The sequence below is a fragment of the Burkholderia sp. L-4 genome, from assembly GCF_056856535.1.
The window spans coordinates 328,654-340,676 of the sequence record NZ_JBXEOX010000003.1 but is presented as its reverse complement, the minus strand read 5'-3'; the positions used below and the strand labels follow the sequence as shown (position 1 = coordinate 340,676).

Sequence of the window (12,023 nt, the reverse complement as noted above, 5' to 3'; positions counted from 1 at the left end):
GTCGCCTTGAAACAGAATCCAGTACCATTGCGCAATGGATCTCCTCAAGGCGATGGCCGTATTCGTCCGTATCGTGGAAACGGGTAGCCTGACCGCGGCCGCGCAAGCGTCCGATCTGTCGCCGACCATGGTCGGCAACTACCTGCAGGCGCTGGAAAGCCGCCTGGGCACGGTCCTCGTCCACCGCACGACGCGCAAGCAGAAAGTCAGCGCGTTCGGCCACGCCTACTACGCGCGATGCGTCGAAGTCCTCGGTCTGGTCGACGATACGGAGCGGCTGGCGCTCGATCATCTCCAGCGGCCACGCGGGCGGTTGCGCGTGACGGCGCCCGTGGTGTTTACGAACGAGTGCCTGATTCCCGCGCTCCCCGACTATTACCGGCGCTACCCCGAGATCAAGCTCGATATCGTCGCCACCGATTCGCTCGCCGATTTGTTCGATGAGGGTTTCGAGGCAGCGATTCGCATCGGCGCGTTCGCCGGCGCGGACGTGGTCGCACGTCCGCTCGCGCCGTACCGGCTGGTGCTCTGTGCATCGCCCGCTTACGTTGCCGAACATGGCGCACCGACCACCCCGCACACGCTTGGCAAGCATCAATGCCTGACGTATGCCTATCCGCCTCGATCGGCGTGGCACGCGGCGCAATCGCGATGGATGCTCGAAGGTCCGGACGGGCCGATGAGCGTCGCCGTGGACGGCAGACTGAAGACCGACAGTGCGGATGCGTTGCGCCGGGCGGCATTGAGCGGGCTCGGTATCGCGATGCTTCCTTCGATGTTGATACGCGACGACATTCGCGAGCAGCGCCTCATCGAGATCCTGCCGGACTTCGCCGCTCCCGAACGATCGATGACGCTGCTTTATCTGCGAGAGACGCGGAAATCACCGAAGCTTCGCAGCTTCACCGAATTCGTGGTGGACCGCTTCGGCGTCGAAACGACGAATCGGGCCTGATACGGCTACCGCCCGGAAACCGCCGCGCGACGTCCTGTGTCGATCCCGAACGCCGAAGCCGCCGGTCAGGGCGCCGCACCGAACGGTCGAATCACGACGCCGCGCAGCCACCGGTCGCCGGCCTCGTGGTGATCACGCGCCTGCCAATGCTGCCGTACCGTGAAGCCTTCGACCGGGACCGGGCAGGCATGAACCGCCAGGCCGCTCGCCTGAGCCAGGGTCTGGCCGACATGACGCGGCAACGCCGTGATCAGGTCGGTCGTCCGGACGATCGCCCCCAACCCGGGAAACCCGGCAACGCCAGCACGACCTCTCGCTCGGCAAGCCTATACAATCGGCACGATGCATCGAAGCCATGAAGCGCTGACCGACCACGCCCGTCCGCCACCATGAATGCACCCGCCGCCCCCTCCTCCGCGCCGCCGGTACTCGGCGTCTACCGGCACCCGGCCGACCCGTCCGCCGGACAATGGCTCGTCAGCCGCTCCGAGCGCGCGCACCTGTTCCGCATCCAGCATCACCGGCCCGACGGCAGCACGTCGGTCGATACCGTCGTCGACGCCGACAATCTCGACGCGAAGCTGCACAAGTGGCTTCGGGAAGGCTTCGTGCGGCGCGCGTCCGACGACCGCGCACCGCCCGCGCATCGCGACGGGTTCATGCAGGACTTGCGTCGCGCGCATGCGTCGCGACCGGCCGCGGGCCCCGATGCCGCCCACCTCGCGCGCGTCGGCGGCGTGCCGATGCCGCGCGGCCCCGGCGGGCCGCTCGTACCGCCGCCGAATCCGGCCTACCTGTTTACCGCGCGGGCGACGAGCGTGCTCGAGGATGTCGTCGAGAACCGCCGCGTCCTGCTGATCGGCCATACGGGCACCGGCAAGACGAGCCTGATCGAACAGGCCGCCGCACAGACCGGCCACGGCGTGCTGCGCTCGAACATGAACGGCCAGACGACGGCGGGCGACTTCGTCGGCTTCTGGACCGTCAAGGGCGGCGAGACGGTCTGGATCGACGGTGTGCTGCCGACGGCGATGCGCGACGGCCTGTGGCTCATCGTCGACGAGATCGACTTCGCGGAACCGGCGATCCTCGCGGTGCTGACCGCCGTGCTCGAGCCGGGCGGCAGCCTGCTGCTGAAGGAGAAAGGCAACGAGATCGTCGCCCCGCATCCGTCGTTCCGGCTGTTCGCGACCGCCAACGCGGTGGGCGCGATGGGGCAGTTCCGCCACCTGTACCAGGGCGCCAACGTGATGAACGAGGCGTTCCTCGACCGCTGGCGCGTGTACCACCTCGACTACCTGCCGCCGGCCGACGAGGCGCACGTGCTGCAGCGGACCTTCGGCGCGGCGATGTCGCCCGCGATGGCCGACACGCTCGCCGCGATCGCGGCCGACTGCCGCGCCGCGTTCGTTCGCGAGGATCTGGCAAGCGCATTCTCGACACGGCGCCTGCTCGACTGGGCCGAGCTGATGCTGCGTACCGGCGACCCCGAAGCCGCCGCCGGCCCGACGATCTACGCGAAAGTCGACACGGAAGACGCCGACCTGATTCGCACCATCATCCGTCACTACATCGACGTGGACGGGTGAAGCCGGTGAACCGGGACGACGACGCACGCGCGCAGCGTCTGGGCCGCCTCGCGCGCACGCTCGCGCAACGGCACGGCATCGACGTGCGGTTCGCGAGCCACGGCCCGGCCGTCGAGCACGACGTGCTGGTGCTGCCCGACAGATGGCTCGCCGGCGAGATCGACGACGCTGCCCTCACCGGCTTCGTCGACCTGTATGCGGCGCGCCTGCGCTTCGGTGCCAGCGACACCGTGGCCGCGCTCGCGTCGCCCGCCGTGCGCGCGCTCGCGCAGGCGATCGACGACCGCCGTGCAGCCGCGTGCCTCGTCGCGCGTTATCCCGGCGCGCAGGCGTTCCTGCGCCGGATGCGGACAGTGACCGGCGCCGATACGCTGCGCCGGTGGCCGCGCGTCGCATGGCGCGACAAGCTGCTGTGGCGCATCGAGCGCGCGTTGTGGGACGAGCGGCCCGCAGCCGTCGAGCGCCTGCCGTCGCTCGACGCGACGCTGGCCGCCTGCGACGATGTCGTCGACGAAGCGCGCGCCGCGACGTCGACGGCCGACAGCATCCGCGCGGCGCGGCGCATCGTCGAACGCGTGCGCGCGCTGGCGTCGGCCGGCGCCAACAACATGATGTTCACGGCCGATCCGGGCAGCACGATCGACAGCGACGCGATCGCCGCCGAGTTCGACCCGGACGGCCAGGGCGCGGCGGACGATGCGCGCGCGCCTGCCGCCGCCGAATCCGGCGCCGCGACGATCGCCGACACGGCAACGTCGGCGCAACCGCCGACGCCGGGCGATGCGTCCGCCGGCGCGATCCGCCTGTCGACGGAGAACCGGCCGCTGCTGTCGGTCCCGCTGACCACCGCATTCGACACGGTGGCGGACTTCACCGGCCGCGGCGAACCGGCGCGCTGGCATCGTCTGCTCGGTGCGGCCCGCGCCCAGACCGGGGCGCTCAAGCGGCAGCTCGAACGGGCGCTGAAGGTGGACGAGCACACCCGCTGGAAGCGCGAACAGGAGCGCGGCGATCTCGACCGTGCGGCGCTCGCCCGCGTCGCGACGTCCCCCGGCTACCGCACGCCGTTTCGCGTCAGGCGTGCGACGCCCGGGCGCGACGCGGCGGTCAGCCTGCTGATCGACTGCAGCGGCTCGATGGCGGGCAGCAAGATCGAACTCGCGACGCTCTGCGCGGCCGCGCTGTGCGACGCGCTGATTCAGCTCGGCTTCGCGTGCGAAGTGCTTGGCTACAGTTCCGCCGAGGATGCGGCGATGCGCACGCACTACCAGCGCTGGATCGACGGCGGTCACAGCACGTTCGGCTACAACCGGTTTGTCGAACGGCTCGACCTGCGGGTCTACAAGCGGTTCGACTCCGACAACCCGAGCGGCATCGCGTGCCTCGAATGCGGCCACGAGAATCCCGACGGCGAGGCATTGAGCTGGGCCGCGGAACGGCTGTTGTCGACGCGCGCACGCCGGCGCATCCTGATGGTGCTGTCCGACGGCTCCCCGGCCACCGGCGACGGCCACCCGGCGATCCTGCGCACCGACCTGCACGCACGCGTCGACGCGTTGCGCGCACGGCGCGTCGAACTGATCGGCATCGGCATTCTCGACGATGCGGTCGAGTCGTTCTATCCGGTCAGCCGCGTGGTCGAACATCTGAATGCGCTGCCGGGCGCGGCGTTCGCGGTTCTGAGCGACACGCTGCTGGATCGCCGGTAGCGCTGCGCGCGGCAGGGTGGAAGCGGACTTCGGCATTGCGGTTCGCACACAAGTCACATCGGACGGTTACCATTCCGCTTGGCCGGGTCGAATCGCCGCCGCGACGCAGGATCGCGTTTCTCCGTTGCATGCGCTCGGCCGCCCGGTTCCGCTGCGGTCGCGGCCGGCAGCACGAACCTTGCTCCGCAGCCGGTCGACTTTCATCCCGACGGCGAATCCGGCCGCCTCGCACTGCCGCGGCCGGCAGCCGGCACGAAACTGCATATGCCCAGGAAACGATCCAGCCTCTGGCTGCGGCCTCTCGAACTCCTTTCCATCGCGACCGGTGCGCGGCCGAAGAAGGTGGCCGGCAGGCCGCGGCCGGCCGCCAAAAAGGCCGCACCGAAAGTCGCTTCCGCCAAGACGCCGCAAAAAGCCGCCGTGAAAATCACTCGACCGGCCTCCACGCCGGCGGCCAGCGTCCGTTCCGCCAAGCGCACGCGCACCGCGCATGCCGCACGCGCGGCGTCGGACACGCCGCCCGGCACGTGGCTGCGCTCGTTTCACTCCGCCGGCCCGAGCGCCGGCCGCCTCGTCAATCATCTTGCGTACGCGCTCTATCTTCCCGCCGCGCCGGCCGCGACAGCCGCGCTGCCGGTCGTCGTCATGCTGCACGGCTGCAAGCAGACCGCCGAATCGTTTGCAGCGGGCACGCGCATGTGCCGCCTCGCCGAGCGTGCGGGGTTCGCCGTGCTGTTTCCCGAGCAGGCCAAGACCGCGCATGCGCACCGCTGCTGGCACTGGCATGGTGATGCGACGCAGTCCGAAGCCGCGGCCGTCGTGTCGCTGGTCGATGCGATCGTGCGGCACCATGGCTTCGATCGCGACCGGATCTACGTGGCGGGCCTGTCGGCCGGCGCGGGGCTCGCGGCGGCACTGGCGATTCGGTATCCCGACCGTTTCGCGGCGGTGGGCCTGCACTCGGGGCCGGCCATTGCCCCGCCGTCGTCGGCGATGGCCGCGATGAGCCTGATGCGACGCGGCATCCGCGACGACCCGCTCGATGCGCTCGACGCCTGCGCCGACGTCGCGTCCTATCCGGGCATGCCGGCGCTCGTCGCGCACGGTGCGCTCGATACGGTCGTCACCGACCGGAACGCGACGCAACTCGGCATCGCATTCGCGCGGCTCAACCGGCTCGTCGACGAACACGGCGCGATCCGCGTCGGCGAACAACACAGCTACGCGCGGGACGATGCCGCTTACGTCGATTATCTGAAGGCCGGGCGGCTCGTCGTCAGGGTGTGCATCGTCCACCGGCTGCCGCATGCATGGAGCGGCGGCGACCCGCGCGAGCCGTTCCATTCCGCGACGGGGCCGGACGCGAGCGCGATGTTCTGGCATTTCTTTCGTCGTCAGCGCCGCAAGCGACCGGCGTGACGCGCGACGCGCGCGGCGGGTTCCCGCGAGCGGCGGGCGGCGATCGCGTCACGCGCGTTGCTCCAGCGCCGCCGCACTCGCGCGGTCGACGGCACGCCGGACCGGCAAGCGGATCCGGAAGGTGGTCCCGCGCCCCGGCGCGCTCGTCACGTCGATCGTGCCGCGATGGCGCTCGACGATCCCGTGCGACACCGACAGCCCGAGCCCCGTGCCCTGCCCGACCGGCTTCGTGGTGAAGAACGGATCGAAGATCCGCCGCATGACGTCGGGCGTCATGCCCGCGCCGGTATCGCTGATTTCGATCGACACCTGATCGCCGTCGCTCGACGTGCGGATCGTGATCACGCCATGCTCGGGAATCGCCTGCGCCGCGTTGACCAGCAGGTTCATGAATACCTGGTTCAGTTGCGACGGCAGGCATTCGACGGGCGGGATATCGCCGTAGTCGCGCACGACGTCGGCCTTGTACTTGAGTTCGTTGTGGACGACGTTGAGCGTGCTCTCGAGCCCCGCGTGCAGATCGACGACGCGCCATTCGTCGCTGGCCGGGCGCGAGAAATCGCGCAGGTCCTGCACGATGCGCCGCACCCGCAGCGCGCCGTCGATCGATTCGTCGATCAGCGTCACGATCTCATCGCGGACGTAGTCGAGATCCGCGGCCCGGCGCACGGCTGTCAGCGTGTCGCGGGTGGTCGGATCGAGCTGCGGCAGCGCGGCTTCGTGCGCGGCGATCACGTCGAGCAAGTTGCGCACCCATGCCTTCAACGTATTGAGGTTCGCGCTGACGAAGCCGATCGGATTGTTGATCTCGTGCGCGACACCGGCCGCGAGCTGGCCGATCGACGCGAGCTTTTCCGACTGCAGCAACTGCTCGTGCGTTTCCGCGAGCGCATGCAGCAGGCGCCGCTGTTCGTCCTTCTCCTGTTCGAGCTGCGCGTGCGCGGCCTTGCGTTCGTCGATCTCGGCCGCCATGTTCTCGCGCGTGCGCTGCAGCATCTGCGTCGTCTGCTCGTAGCGGCGCAGCGCGCGTTCGAGTTCGTCGGTTCGCAACCGCACAAGCCGCTCGAGCGTGTCGGTCATGCCGCGCAGGAAGGTGGTGCGCGCATCGAAACGGCACAGCATCAGCGTGACGACCAGCGTCGCCATCGTAAACAGCGCGACCGTCGTCGCGAGCCATGGCGCGTCGACCCCTTGCGCGGCGCCGCACCGTGCATCCGGCGCGAAATGCGCGGCGGCCATCGCCGTGTAGTGCATGCCGGTGATGGCCACGCCCATGACGACGGCCGCGCCGATGCGCTGCACGGTCGCGTGGCGCGCCTGCCGCGCGCGCAATGCCTGCGCGATCCATAACGCGGCCGTCGATGCGATCACCGCGATACCGATCGATGCGGCGAACAGCGCGGCATCGTAACGAATGGCCGGCTGCATGTGCATCGCGGCCATGCCCGTGTAATGCATGCCGGCAATCCCGCCGCCCATCAGCACGCCGCCCGCGCACAGCCGCCGCCAGCCGAGCCGCGCGCGCGTGACGACGTTCAGCGCGAAGTACGACACGAGCACGGCGATCGCCAGCGAGATGCCCGTGCCCTGCCATGCATAGCCGAGCGGGATCGGCAGCGAGAACGCGAGCATGCCGACGAAATGCATCGACCAGATGCCGGTGCCCATCGCCGCCGCGCCGCCCGCCAGCCAGGCCCGCTTCAGCTTCGGGTTGTCGAGCAGCGAAATGAACGCCGCGAGGTCGAGCGTCGTGTAGGAGGCCAGCGTCGCGATCGCGAGCGACAGCAGGACAAGCGGGACGTTGTAGGTGCCGTGCATGGTCGGGCGCCCGAGGCTGGGTGAAGGCATCGTCGCGGTGCGCGGTCGAACGCGCACCGCGACCGTCACGCCGGCGGCGCGCCTGCGTCGGGCGCCTGCGCCGACGCCGCCGGGCCGGCCAGCACGAGGATGTCGAACGGCGTCCCTTCGCGCGTCTCGAAGCGCCGCACGAGTTCGATCTGATGCGCGGACATCACGCTGCCCTTCGTCATCAGCAGCACGCCGCGATGCGTGCGCAGATCGTCGGCGAGCCGCATGCCTTCGCGCAGTTGCGCCGACCGGATCTCGGCGACGGATGCCGCGATGCCGAGACTCGCGGGGTCGCGCATCAGCTCGGTGAAGCGCTCGACCAGTAGCGGGTCGTAACGCACGCCGGCCTGCGAACGCAACACGTCGATCGCCTGCTCGATCGAATGCGGCGCGCCGATTTCGCCGTGGCGCAGCCCTTCGAAATCGCGGGCGATCGCCACGATCCGCGAGCCGGGCGGGATCGCTTCCCCGATCAGCCCGTCCGGCGTGCCGCGCCCGTTGAAGCGCTCGTACTGGTGCAGCACGATCGACGCGACCTTGTGCAATTGCGCGACGGGCGTCAGCACCATCTGCGCCCGCAACGGATGCTCGTGGAACAGCCGCTGCTCGTCCGTCGTCATCCGCGTGAGCGGCTTGTGCAGCAATTCGTCCGGCAGCGACAGCTTGCCGATGCCGTGCAGCAGCCCCGCGAAATAGACGTCCTGCGCGTGCAGCTCGCTCATCTGCGCCGCCAGCGCGAGCCGGCGCGCGATCTCGCCGACCCGCATCGCGTGGCCGCTGGCGGCGCCGCAACGCAGTTCGATCATGCTCGCGCAGACCTGCACCATCGCCGTGAAGCTGCTTTTCAGGTCGCGTTGCGCGGCCTCGAGAAACATCACGGTCTGGCCGAGCTCCTCGGTGCGCGCACGCACCTGCGTTTCGAGTTCCGTGTTGAACCGTCGCAGCGCGTCGTTCTGCGCTTCCGTCAGCGCGGCCAGCCGGGCCGCTTCGCGGCGCAAACTGCGCTGCTCCAGCGCCTGCTCGATGGTCAGCAGCAGGTCGTGATCGTCCCACGGCTTGTTCAGGTAGCGGTACACACCGCCTTCGTTGACGGCCTGCACGACCGACGCGATCTCCGCATAACCGGTCAGCAGGATGCGCATCGTGTCCGGGTACAACGCCCGTGCGCGCGCCAGAAATTCCGCGCCGCTCATGTGCGGCATCCGCATGTCGGACACGATCAGGTCGATCTCCGTCGACGCCAGGATCGCGAGTGCGGCCTCGCCGCTGTCGGCGGTCAGGACGTCGTAGCCGGTGGGACGAAGCACGCGCCTGAGCGCCGACAGCACGTTCGGCTCGTCGTCGACCAGCAGGATCGACGGGGCGCGTTCGGCGTCGCCGGAAGCCGCTGTTGCGTCGGGGGTTTCGGATGGCACGCCATTCACGCCGTTCGTTGCAGATGTCGTCACAATGGGCCTCGGATCGATTGTTCACGTCCTCTCTGCAACATCGGCCGGCCTCGCGTTTTCCATATTGGTGGAAACGCTGATACGTGCGTGCCGGTTCCACCGACATGCATCCGGCGCTGCGCTACCTCCATTGTCGAACCCGCTTCGCGCGCGGCGCGGATATCCCCTTCCGCTTCGCCGATACGTCAAAGCCCGAACGGGCGCCATCGGCTTCGATGAAGCGGCATGGCGTCGGGGCGCGGGTCGGGCTCGTTGGCCGGGACTCGCGCCGCGCACCCGTCAAGGCACCTGGATCCCGTCCGCCCGCGTGGCCAGGAAGCGCAGGTACTTGTCGTCCTCGTCCTCGAAAAGCTCCGGCCCGCCGCCCATGTAGGCGCGCATCAGCTCGTCCGCCGCGCGGTCGAGATCACCGAGTTCGAACTGGCACTGACCGAGCCGCAGGTGCAGGAACGGGTTGCCGATCGCGTTGGGAAACCGCATCGCGTAGCCGAGATTGTCGCGTCCGGCCGCGTAGTCTTCCTGAAAAAAGTTCGCGTCGCCGATGGCGGCCATGAGCCAGGTGCCGGCTTCCCACTGGGTCTTGGGTTCGGGCAGCAGGTCGAGCGCCTCCCGGTATTTCGCGAGCGCGCCTTCGAAATCCTCGTCCTCCGCCAGCGCGTCGCCGGCCTCGCTCAGCGCGCCGATCTGCTCGTAAAGTGCGTGGTCCAGTTCTGCCATGAGGGGTCCTTTTTTTCCGGAAATCGAAGGGGCGTCGCGCGGCGAACGGGGCGCTGCCAGCGCGGTATCGGCCGCGCCATGCATCGTCGTGCCCGATTCGTTCGCCAGGCTCGTCAACAGTGACGCAGCATACCCGAGCGCGATGACGCGTGCGCTGCGGTTTCCGGTGTACCGGCCCGGCGCGTGCCGCAGGTGCCGGCATGCGGGCCCGTCACTTCAATGACCGACCCGATAGATGCGACCGCTATGCACCCCCTCGATACTGCGGCGGTAGGCCAATGCCACGCGTGCCGCCGGCACGCCTTCGTAGCCGGGAAAGAATGGCCCGAACCGGTCGATGGATTCCGTCAGCACGGTCGGACTCACGGCATTGATGCGGAGCCCGGGCGGAAGATCGCATGCGGCGGCACGCACGAACCCTTCGATCGCGGCATTCGACGCTGCGGCATGGGCGCCCTGCGCGATCGGATCATCGACCGCGATGCCCGAGGTCAGCGTGATCGAGCCGCCGTCGCTCAGGAAATGCTGACCCATCAGCGCGACACGCACCTGACCGAGCAGTTTGTCCTGCAGGCCCTGATGGAATTCCTCCGCCGTCATCTCGTCGATGGGCGCCAGAATGACATTGCCCGCGGCGACCACGATGGCGTCGATGCGCCCGATCTGCTCGAACAGCGAACCCACGCTGTCGTCACGGGTGATGTCGACCTGGCGGTCGCCACGGGTGCGGCCGACACGAATGATTTCGTGCTTGCCGTCACGCGCCAGCTCATCTGCCACGGAACGGCCGACGTCCCCGCCGGCACCGATTACGACGATCTTCATCGAACACTCCTTTTCGCGTTCAGGTGGAAACGTCGCCATTCTTCCCCGAACCAATGAGCCCATAAATATGCTCTAATTTCCGACACTACTAACCTACAGTTCGCAATATGGACAGACTGCGTGCGATGGAAACCTTCGTTGCCGTCGTGGAGGGCGGCAACTTCACCGAGGCAGCACGGCGGCTGGCAATCTCGGCGGTCATGGTCGGCAAATATGTGCGCGAACTGGAGGAACGCCTCGGCGCACGCCTGCTGGAGCGGACGACCCGACGCCAGAACCTGACCGATGCCGGCCGCGCGTTTTACGAAGACGCCAAGCGCGCGCTCGAACACATGCGGATCGCCGAAACGTCGGTCGAACGGCTGCGCGCGTCACCGTCCGGCACGTTGCGCATCAGCGCGCCGATCACCTTCGGCGCCTGTGTGATCGCGCCGCTGGCCGCGACGTTCCGGCAGCGGTATCCGCTCGTGCGTGTCGAACTGGAATTGAGCAATCGCAACGTCGACCTGATCGACGAGGGTTTTGATCTGGCGATCCGCATTGGCGACCTGGGCGATGCCGACCTGGTTGCCAAGCCGTTGACGCTGTATCGCATGGTGATCTGTGCGTCGCCGGACTATCTCGCCCGGTACGGGCGGCCGGAGACGCCGCAGGACCTGGCCGCGCATCACTGCCTGTCTCACACGGTATGGAACAGCCGTCACGGCTGGAAGCTCGGGGACCAGGACAGCCCGCACTTGTCCACGGAACCGGTATTCACGTGCAATGACGGCAACGGCCTGCGGATGGCCGCGATCGCAGGCGCGGGATTGTTGCTGCAACCGGAAGTCCTCGTGCGCCACGATCTGGCCAGCGGCGCGTTGGTGCAGGTGCTGCAGGACCATTCACCGAGGCCGCATCCCGTTCACGTCGTGTATCGACACGACCGGCGGCCGCTGCCGAAGCTCACCCGCTTCGTTGCCCATTTGCTCGAGCAGGTGACGGAGCGTGAAGCGTCGTAGCATGCGTTTCCCGCCAGAAGGCATGCACGACAGCGGGTGCGTCACTCCGCCATCTTCGGCGGCCACGCATGGCTTTCGGCCTGACAATGCCTGCACCACGCATACAGTGCGTCGTACATGACCAGGCCATGCTTGAGCATGTCGTGATCGTCGGAAAACAGCGCCGACAGCCCGAGTGAAATCGCGTAGAGCCCGCTGGACTGCGGCGTCAGGTCGAGCCGCGACGTATCCGCGCCCCGCACGATGCGGGCCATCTGCTGCAGCGCCCGGTCGCCGGTCAGGCCGTACTTGTCGAGAAACGCGTCAAAGCTGCAGTACTCGCCGACATGCGTCAATTCCACGCCTGGAATGTCGTACGGGATCGCACCGGTCTCGCCGGCGATCCGCAACACGTCGCCCGGCGGTACGTAGAGGAACACCGGGCGCTCGTCGATGAAACGAACGATGAGCCAGGGACAGGCGACCCTGTCGATCTTGGGACGTTCTCGCGTAATCCACTGCATGACAGTCTC

At 68.4% G+C, this 12,023-nt stretch carries 10 protein-coding genes and 1 pseudogene; 5 read left to right on the top strand and 6 right to left on the bottom strand.

Annotated features, from left to right (window positions below):
- The first annotated feature begins 34 nt into the window (after positions 1 to 34).
- On the top strand, positions 35 to 955 hold the full coding sequence (locus tag AC1VVG_RS32040; protein WP_482837447.1) for a LysR family transcriptional regulator: 921 nt from the start codon (positions 35 to 37) through the stop codon (positions 953 to 955).
- Between the two features lie 65 nt (positions 956 to 1,020).
- On the opposite strand, the pseudogene AC1VVG_RS32035 reads toward AC1VVG_RS32040, so the two are convergent.
- Positions 1,021 to 1,274, bottom strand: a pseudogene (locus AC1VVG_RS32035) (type 2 periplasmic-binding domain-containing protein); the annotation flags it as partial.
- 70 nt (positions 1,275 to 1,344) lie between these two features.
- Here AC1VVG_RS32035 and AC1VVG_RS32030 point away from each other — a divergent pair.
- The 3 genes from AC1VVG_RS32030 (at position 1,345) to AC1VVG_RS32020 (ending at position 5,672) form a co-directional block, all read left to right on the top strand.
- Positions 1,345 to 2,544: an AAA family ATPase gene (locus AC1VVG_RS32030; protein WP_482837446.1), complete on the top strand. Its 1,200-nt coding sequence runs from the start codon at positions 1,345 to 1,347 to the stop codon at positions 2,542 to 2,544.
- Between the two features lie 5 nt (positions 2,545 to 2,549).
- Positions 2,550 to 4,253, top strand: coding sequence for a cobaltochelatase CobT-related protein (locus AC1VVG_RS32025; protein WP_482837445.1), 1,704 nt, complete (start codon positions 2,550 to 2,552; stop codon positions 4,251 to 4,253).
- A gap of 264 nt (positions 4,254 to 4,517) precedes the next feature.
- A complete protein-coding gene (locus AC1VVG_RS32020) occupies positions 4,518 to 5,672 on the top strand; it encodes an extracellular catalytic domain type 1 short-chain-length polyhydroxyalkanoate depolymerase (RefSeq protein WP_482837444.1) in 1,155 nt (384 codons plus the stop codon).
- Positions 5,673 to 5,720: 48 nt separating this feature from the next.
- Here AC1VVG_RS32020 and AC1VVG_RS32015 read toward each other — a convergent pair whose 3' ends face one another.
- The 4 genes from AC1VVG_RS32015 to AC1VVG_RS32000 all read right to left on the bottom strand — a co-directional run bounded on the left by AC1VVG_RS32015 (position 5,721) and on the right by AC1VVG_RS32000 (position 10,510).
- Entirely contained in the window at positions 5,721 to 7,490 is a 1,770-nt protein-coding gene (locus AC1VVG_RS32015) for a histidine kinase (protein WP_482837642.1), read from the bottom strand.
- Positions 7,491 to 7,555: 65 nt separating this feature from the next.
- A complete protein-coding gene (nosR, locus tag AC1VVG_RS32010; protein WP_034191779.1) occupies positions 7,556 to 8,968 on the bottom strand; it encodes a response regulator c-di-GMP phosphodiesterase, NosR family in 1,413 nt (470 codons plus the stop codon).
- A 279-nt stretch (positions 8,969 to 9,247) separates the two neighbouring features.
- Positions 9,248 to 9,685, bottom strand: coding sequence for a tetratricopeptide repeat protein (locus AC1VVG_RS32005; protein ID WP_482837443.1), 438 nt, complete (start codon positions 9,683 to 9,685; stop codon positions 9,248 to 9,250).
- A 216-nt stretch (positions 9,686 to 9,901) separates the two neighbouring features.
- The gene (locus tag AC1VVG_RS32000; protein ID WP_482837442.1) at positions 9,902 to 10,510 is read right to left on the bottom strand and encodes a short chain dehydrogenase; all 609 of its coding nucleotides are present in this window, start codon (positions 10,508 to 10,510) and stop codon (positions 9,902 to 9,904) included.
- Positions 10,511 to 10,617: 107 nt separating this feature from the next.
- Between AC1VVG_RS32000 and AC1VVG_RS31995 the strand changes: the two genes are divergently transcribed.
- Positions 10,618 to 11,511, top strand: coding sequence for a LysR family transcriptional regulator (locus AC1VVG_RS31995; RefSeq protein WP_069704822.1), 894 nt, complete (start codon positions 10,618 to 10,620; stop codon positions 11,509 to 11,511).
- Positions 11,512 to 11,552: 41 nt separating this feature from the next.
- Here AC1VVG_RS31995 and AC1VVG_RS31990 read toward each other — a convergent pair whose 3' ends face one another.
- Positions 11,553 to 12,014 carry a chromate resistance protein ChrB domain-containing protein gene (locus tag AC1VVG_RS31990; RefSeq protein WP_482837441.1) on the bottom strand — a complete coding sequence of 154 codons (462 nt, stop codon included), beginning with the start codon at positions 12,012 to 12,014 and terminating at the stop codon, positions 11,553 to 11,555.
- Between the last annotated feature and the right edge of the window lie 9 nt (positions 12,015 to 12,023).

Coding starts and splice junctions, on each gene's coding strand:
- AC1VVG_RS32040 (WP_482837447.1), top strand. CDS start 35: ATGGATCTCCTCAAGGCGATGGCCGTATTCGTCCGTATCGTGGAAACG.
- AC1VVG_RS32030 (WP_482837446.1), top strand. CDS start 1,345: ATGAATGCACCCGCCGCCCCCTCCTCCGCGCCGCCGGTACTCGGCGTC.
- AC1VVG_RS32020 (WP_482837444.1), top strand. CDS start 4,518: ATGCCCAGGAAACGATCCAGCCTCTGGCTGCGGCCTCTCGAACTCCTT.
- AC1VVG_RS32015 (WP_482837642.1), bottom strand. CDS start 7,490: ATGCACGGCACCTACAACGTCCCGCTTGTCCTGCTGTCGCTCGCGATC.
- AC1VVG_RS32005 (WP_482837443.1), bottom strand. CDS start 9,685: ATGGCAGAACTGGACCACGCACTTTACGAGCAGATCGGCGCGCTGAGC.
- AC1VVG_RS32000 (WP_482837442.1), bottom strand. CDS start 10,510: ATGAAGATCGTCGTAATCGGTGCCGGCGGGGACGTCGGCCGTTCCGTG.
- AC1VVG_RS31995 (WP_069704822.1), top strand. CDS start 10,618: ATGGACAGACTGCGTGCGATGGAAACCTTCGTTGCCGTCGTGGAGGGC.
- AC1VVG_RS31990 (WP_482837441.1), bottom strand. CDS start 12,014: ATGCAGTGGATTACGCGAGAACGTCCCAAGATCGACAGGGTCGCCTGT.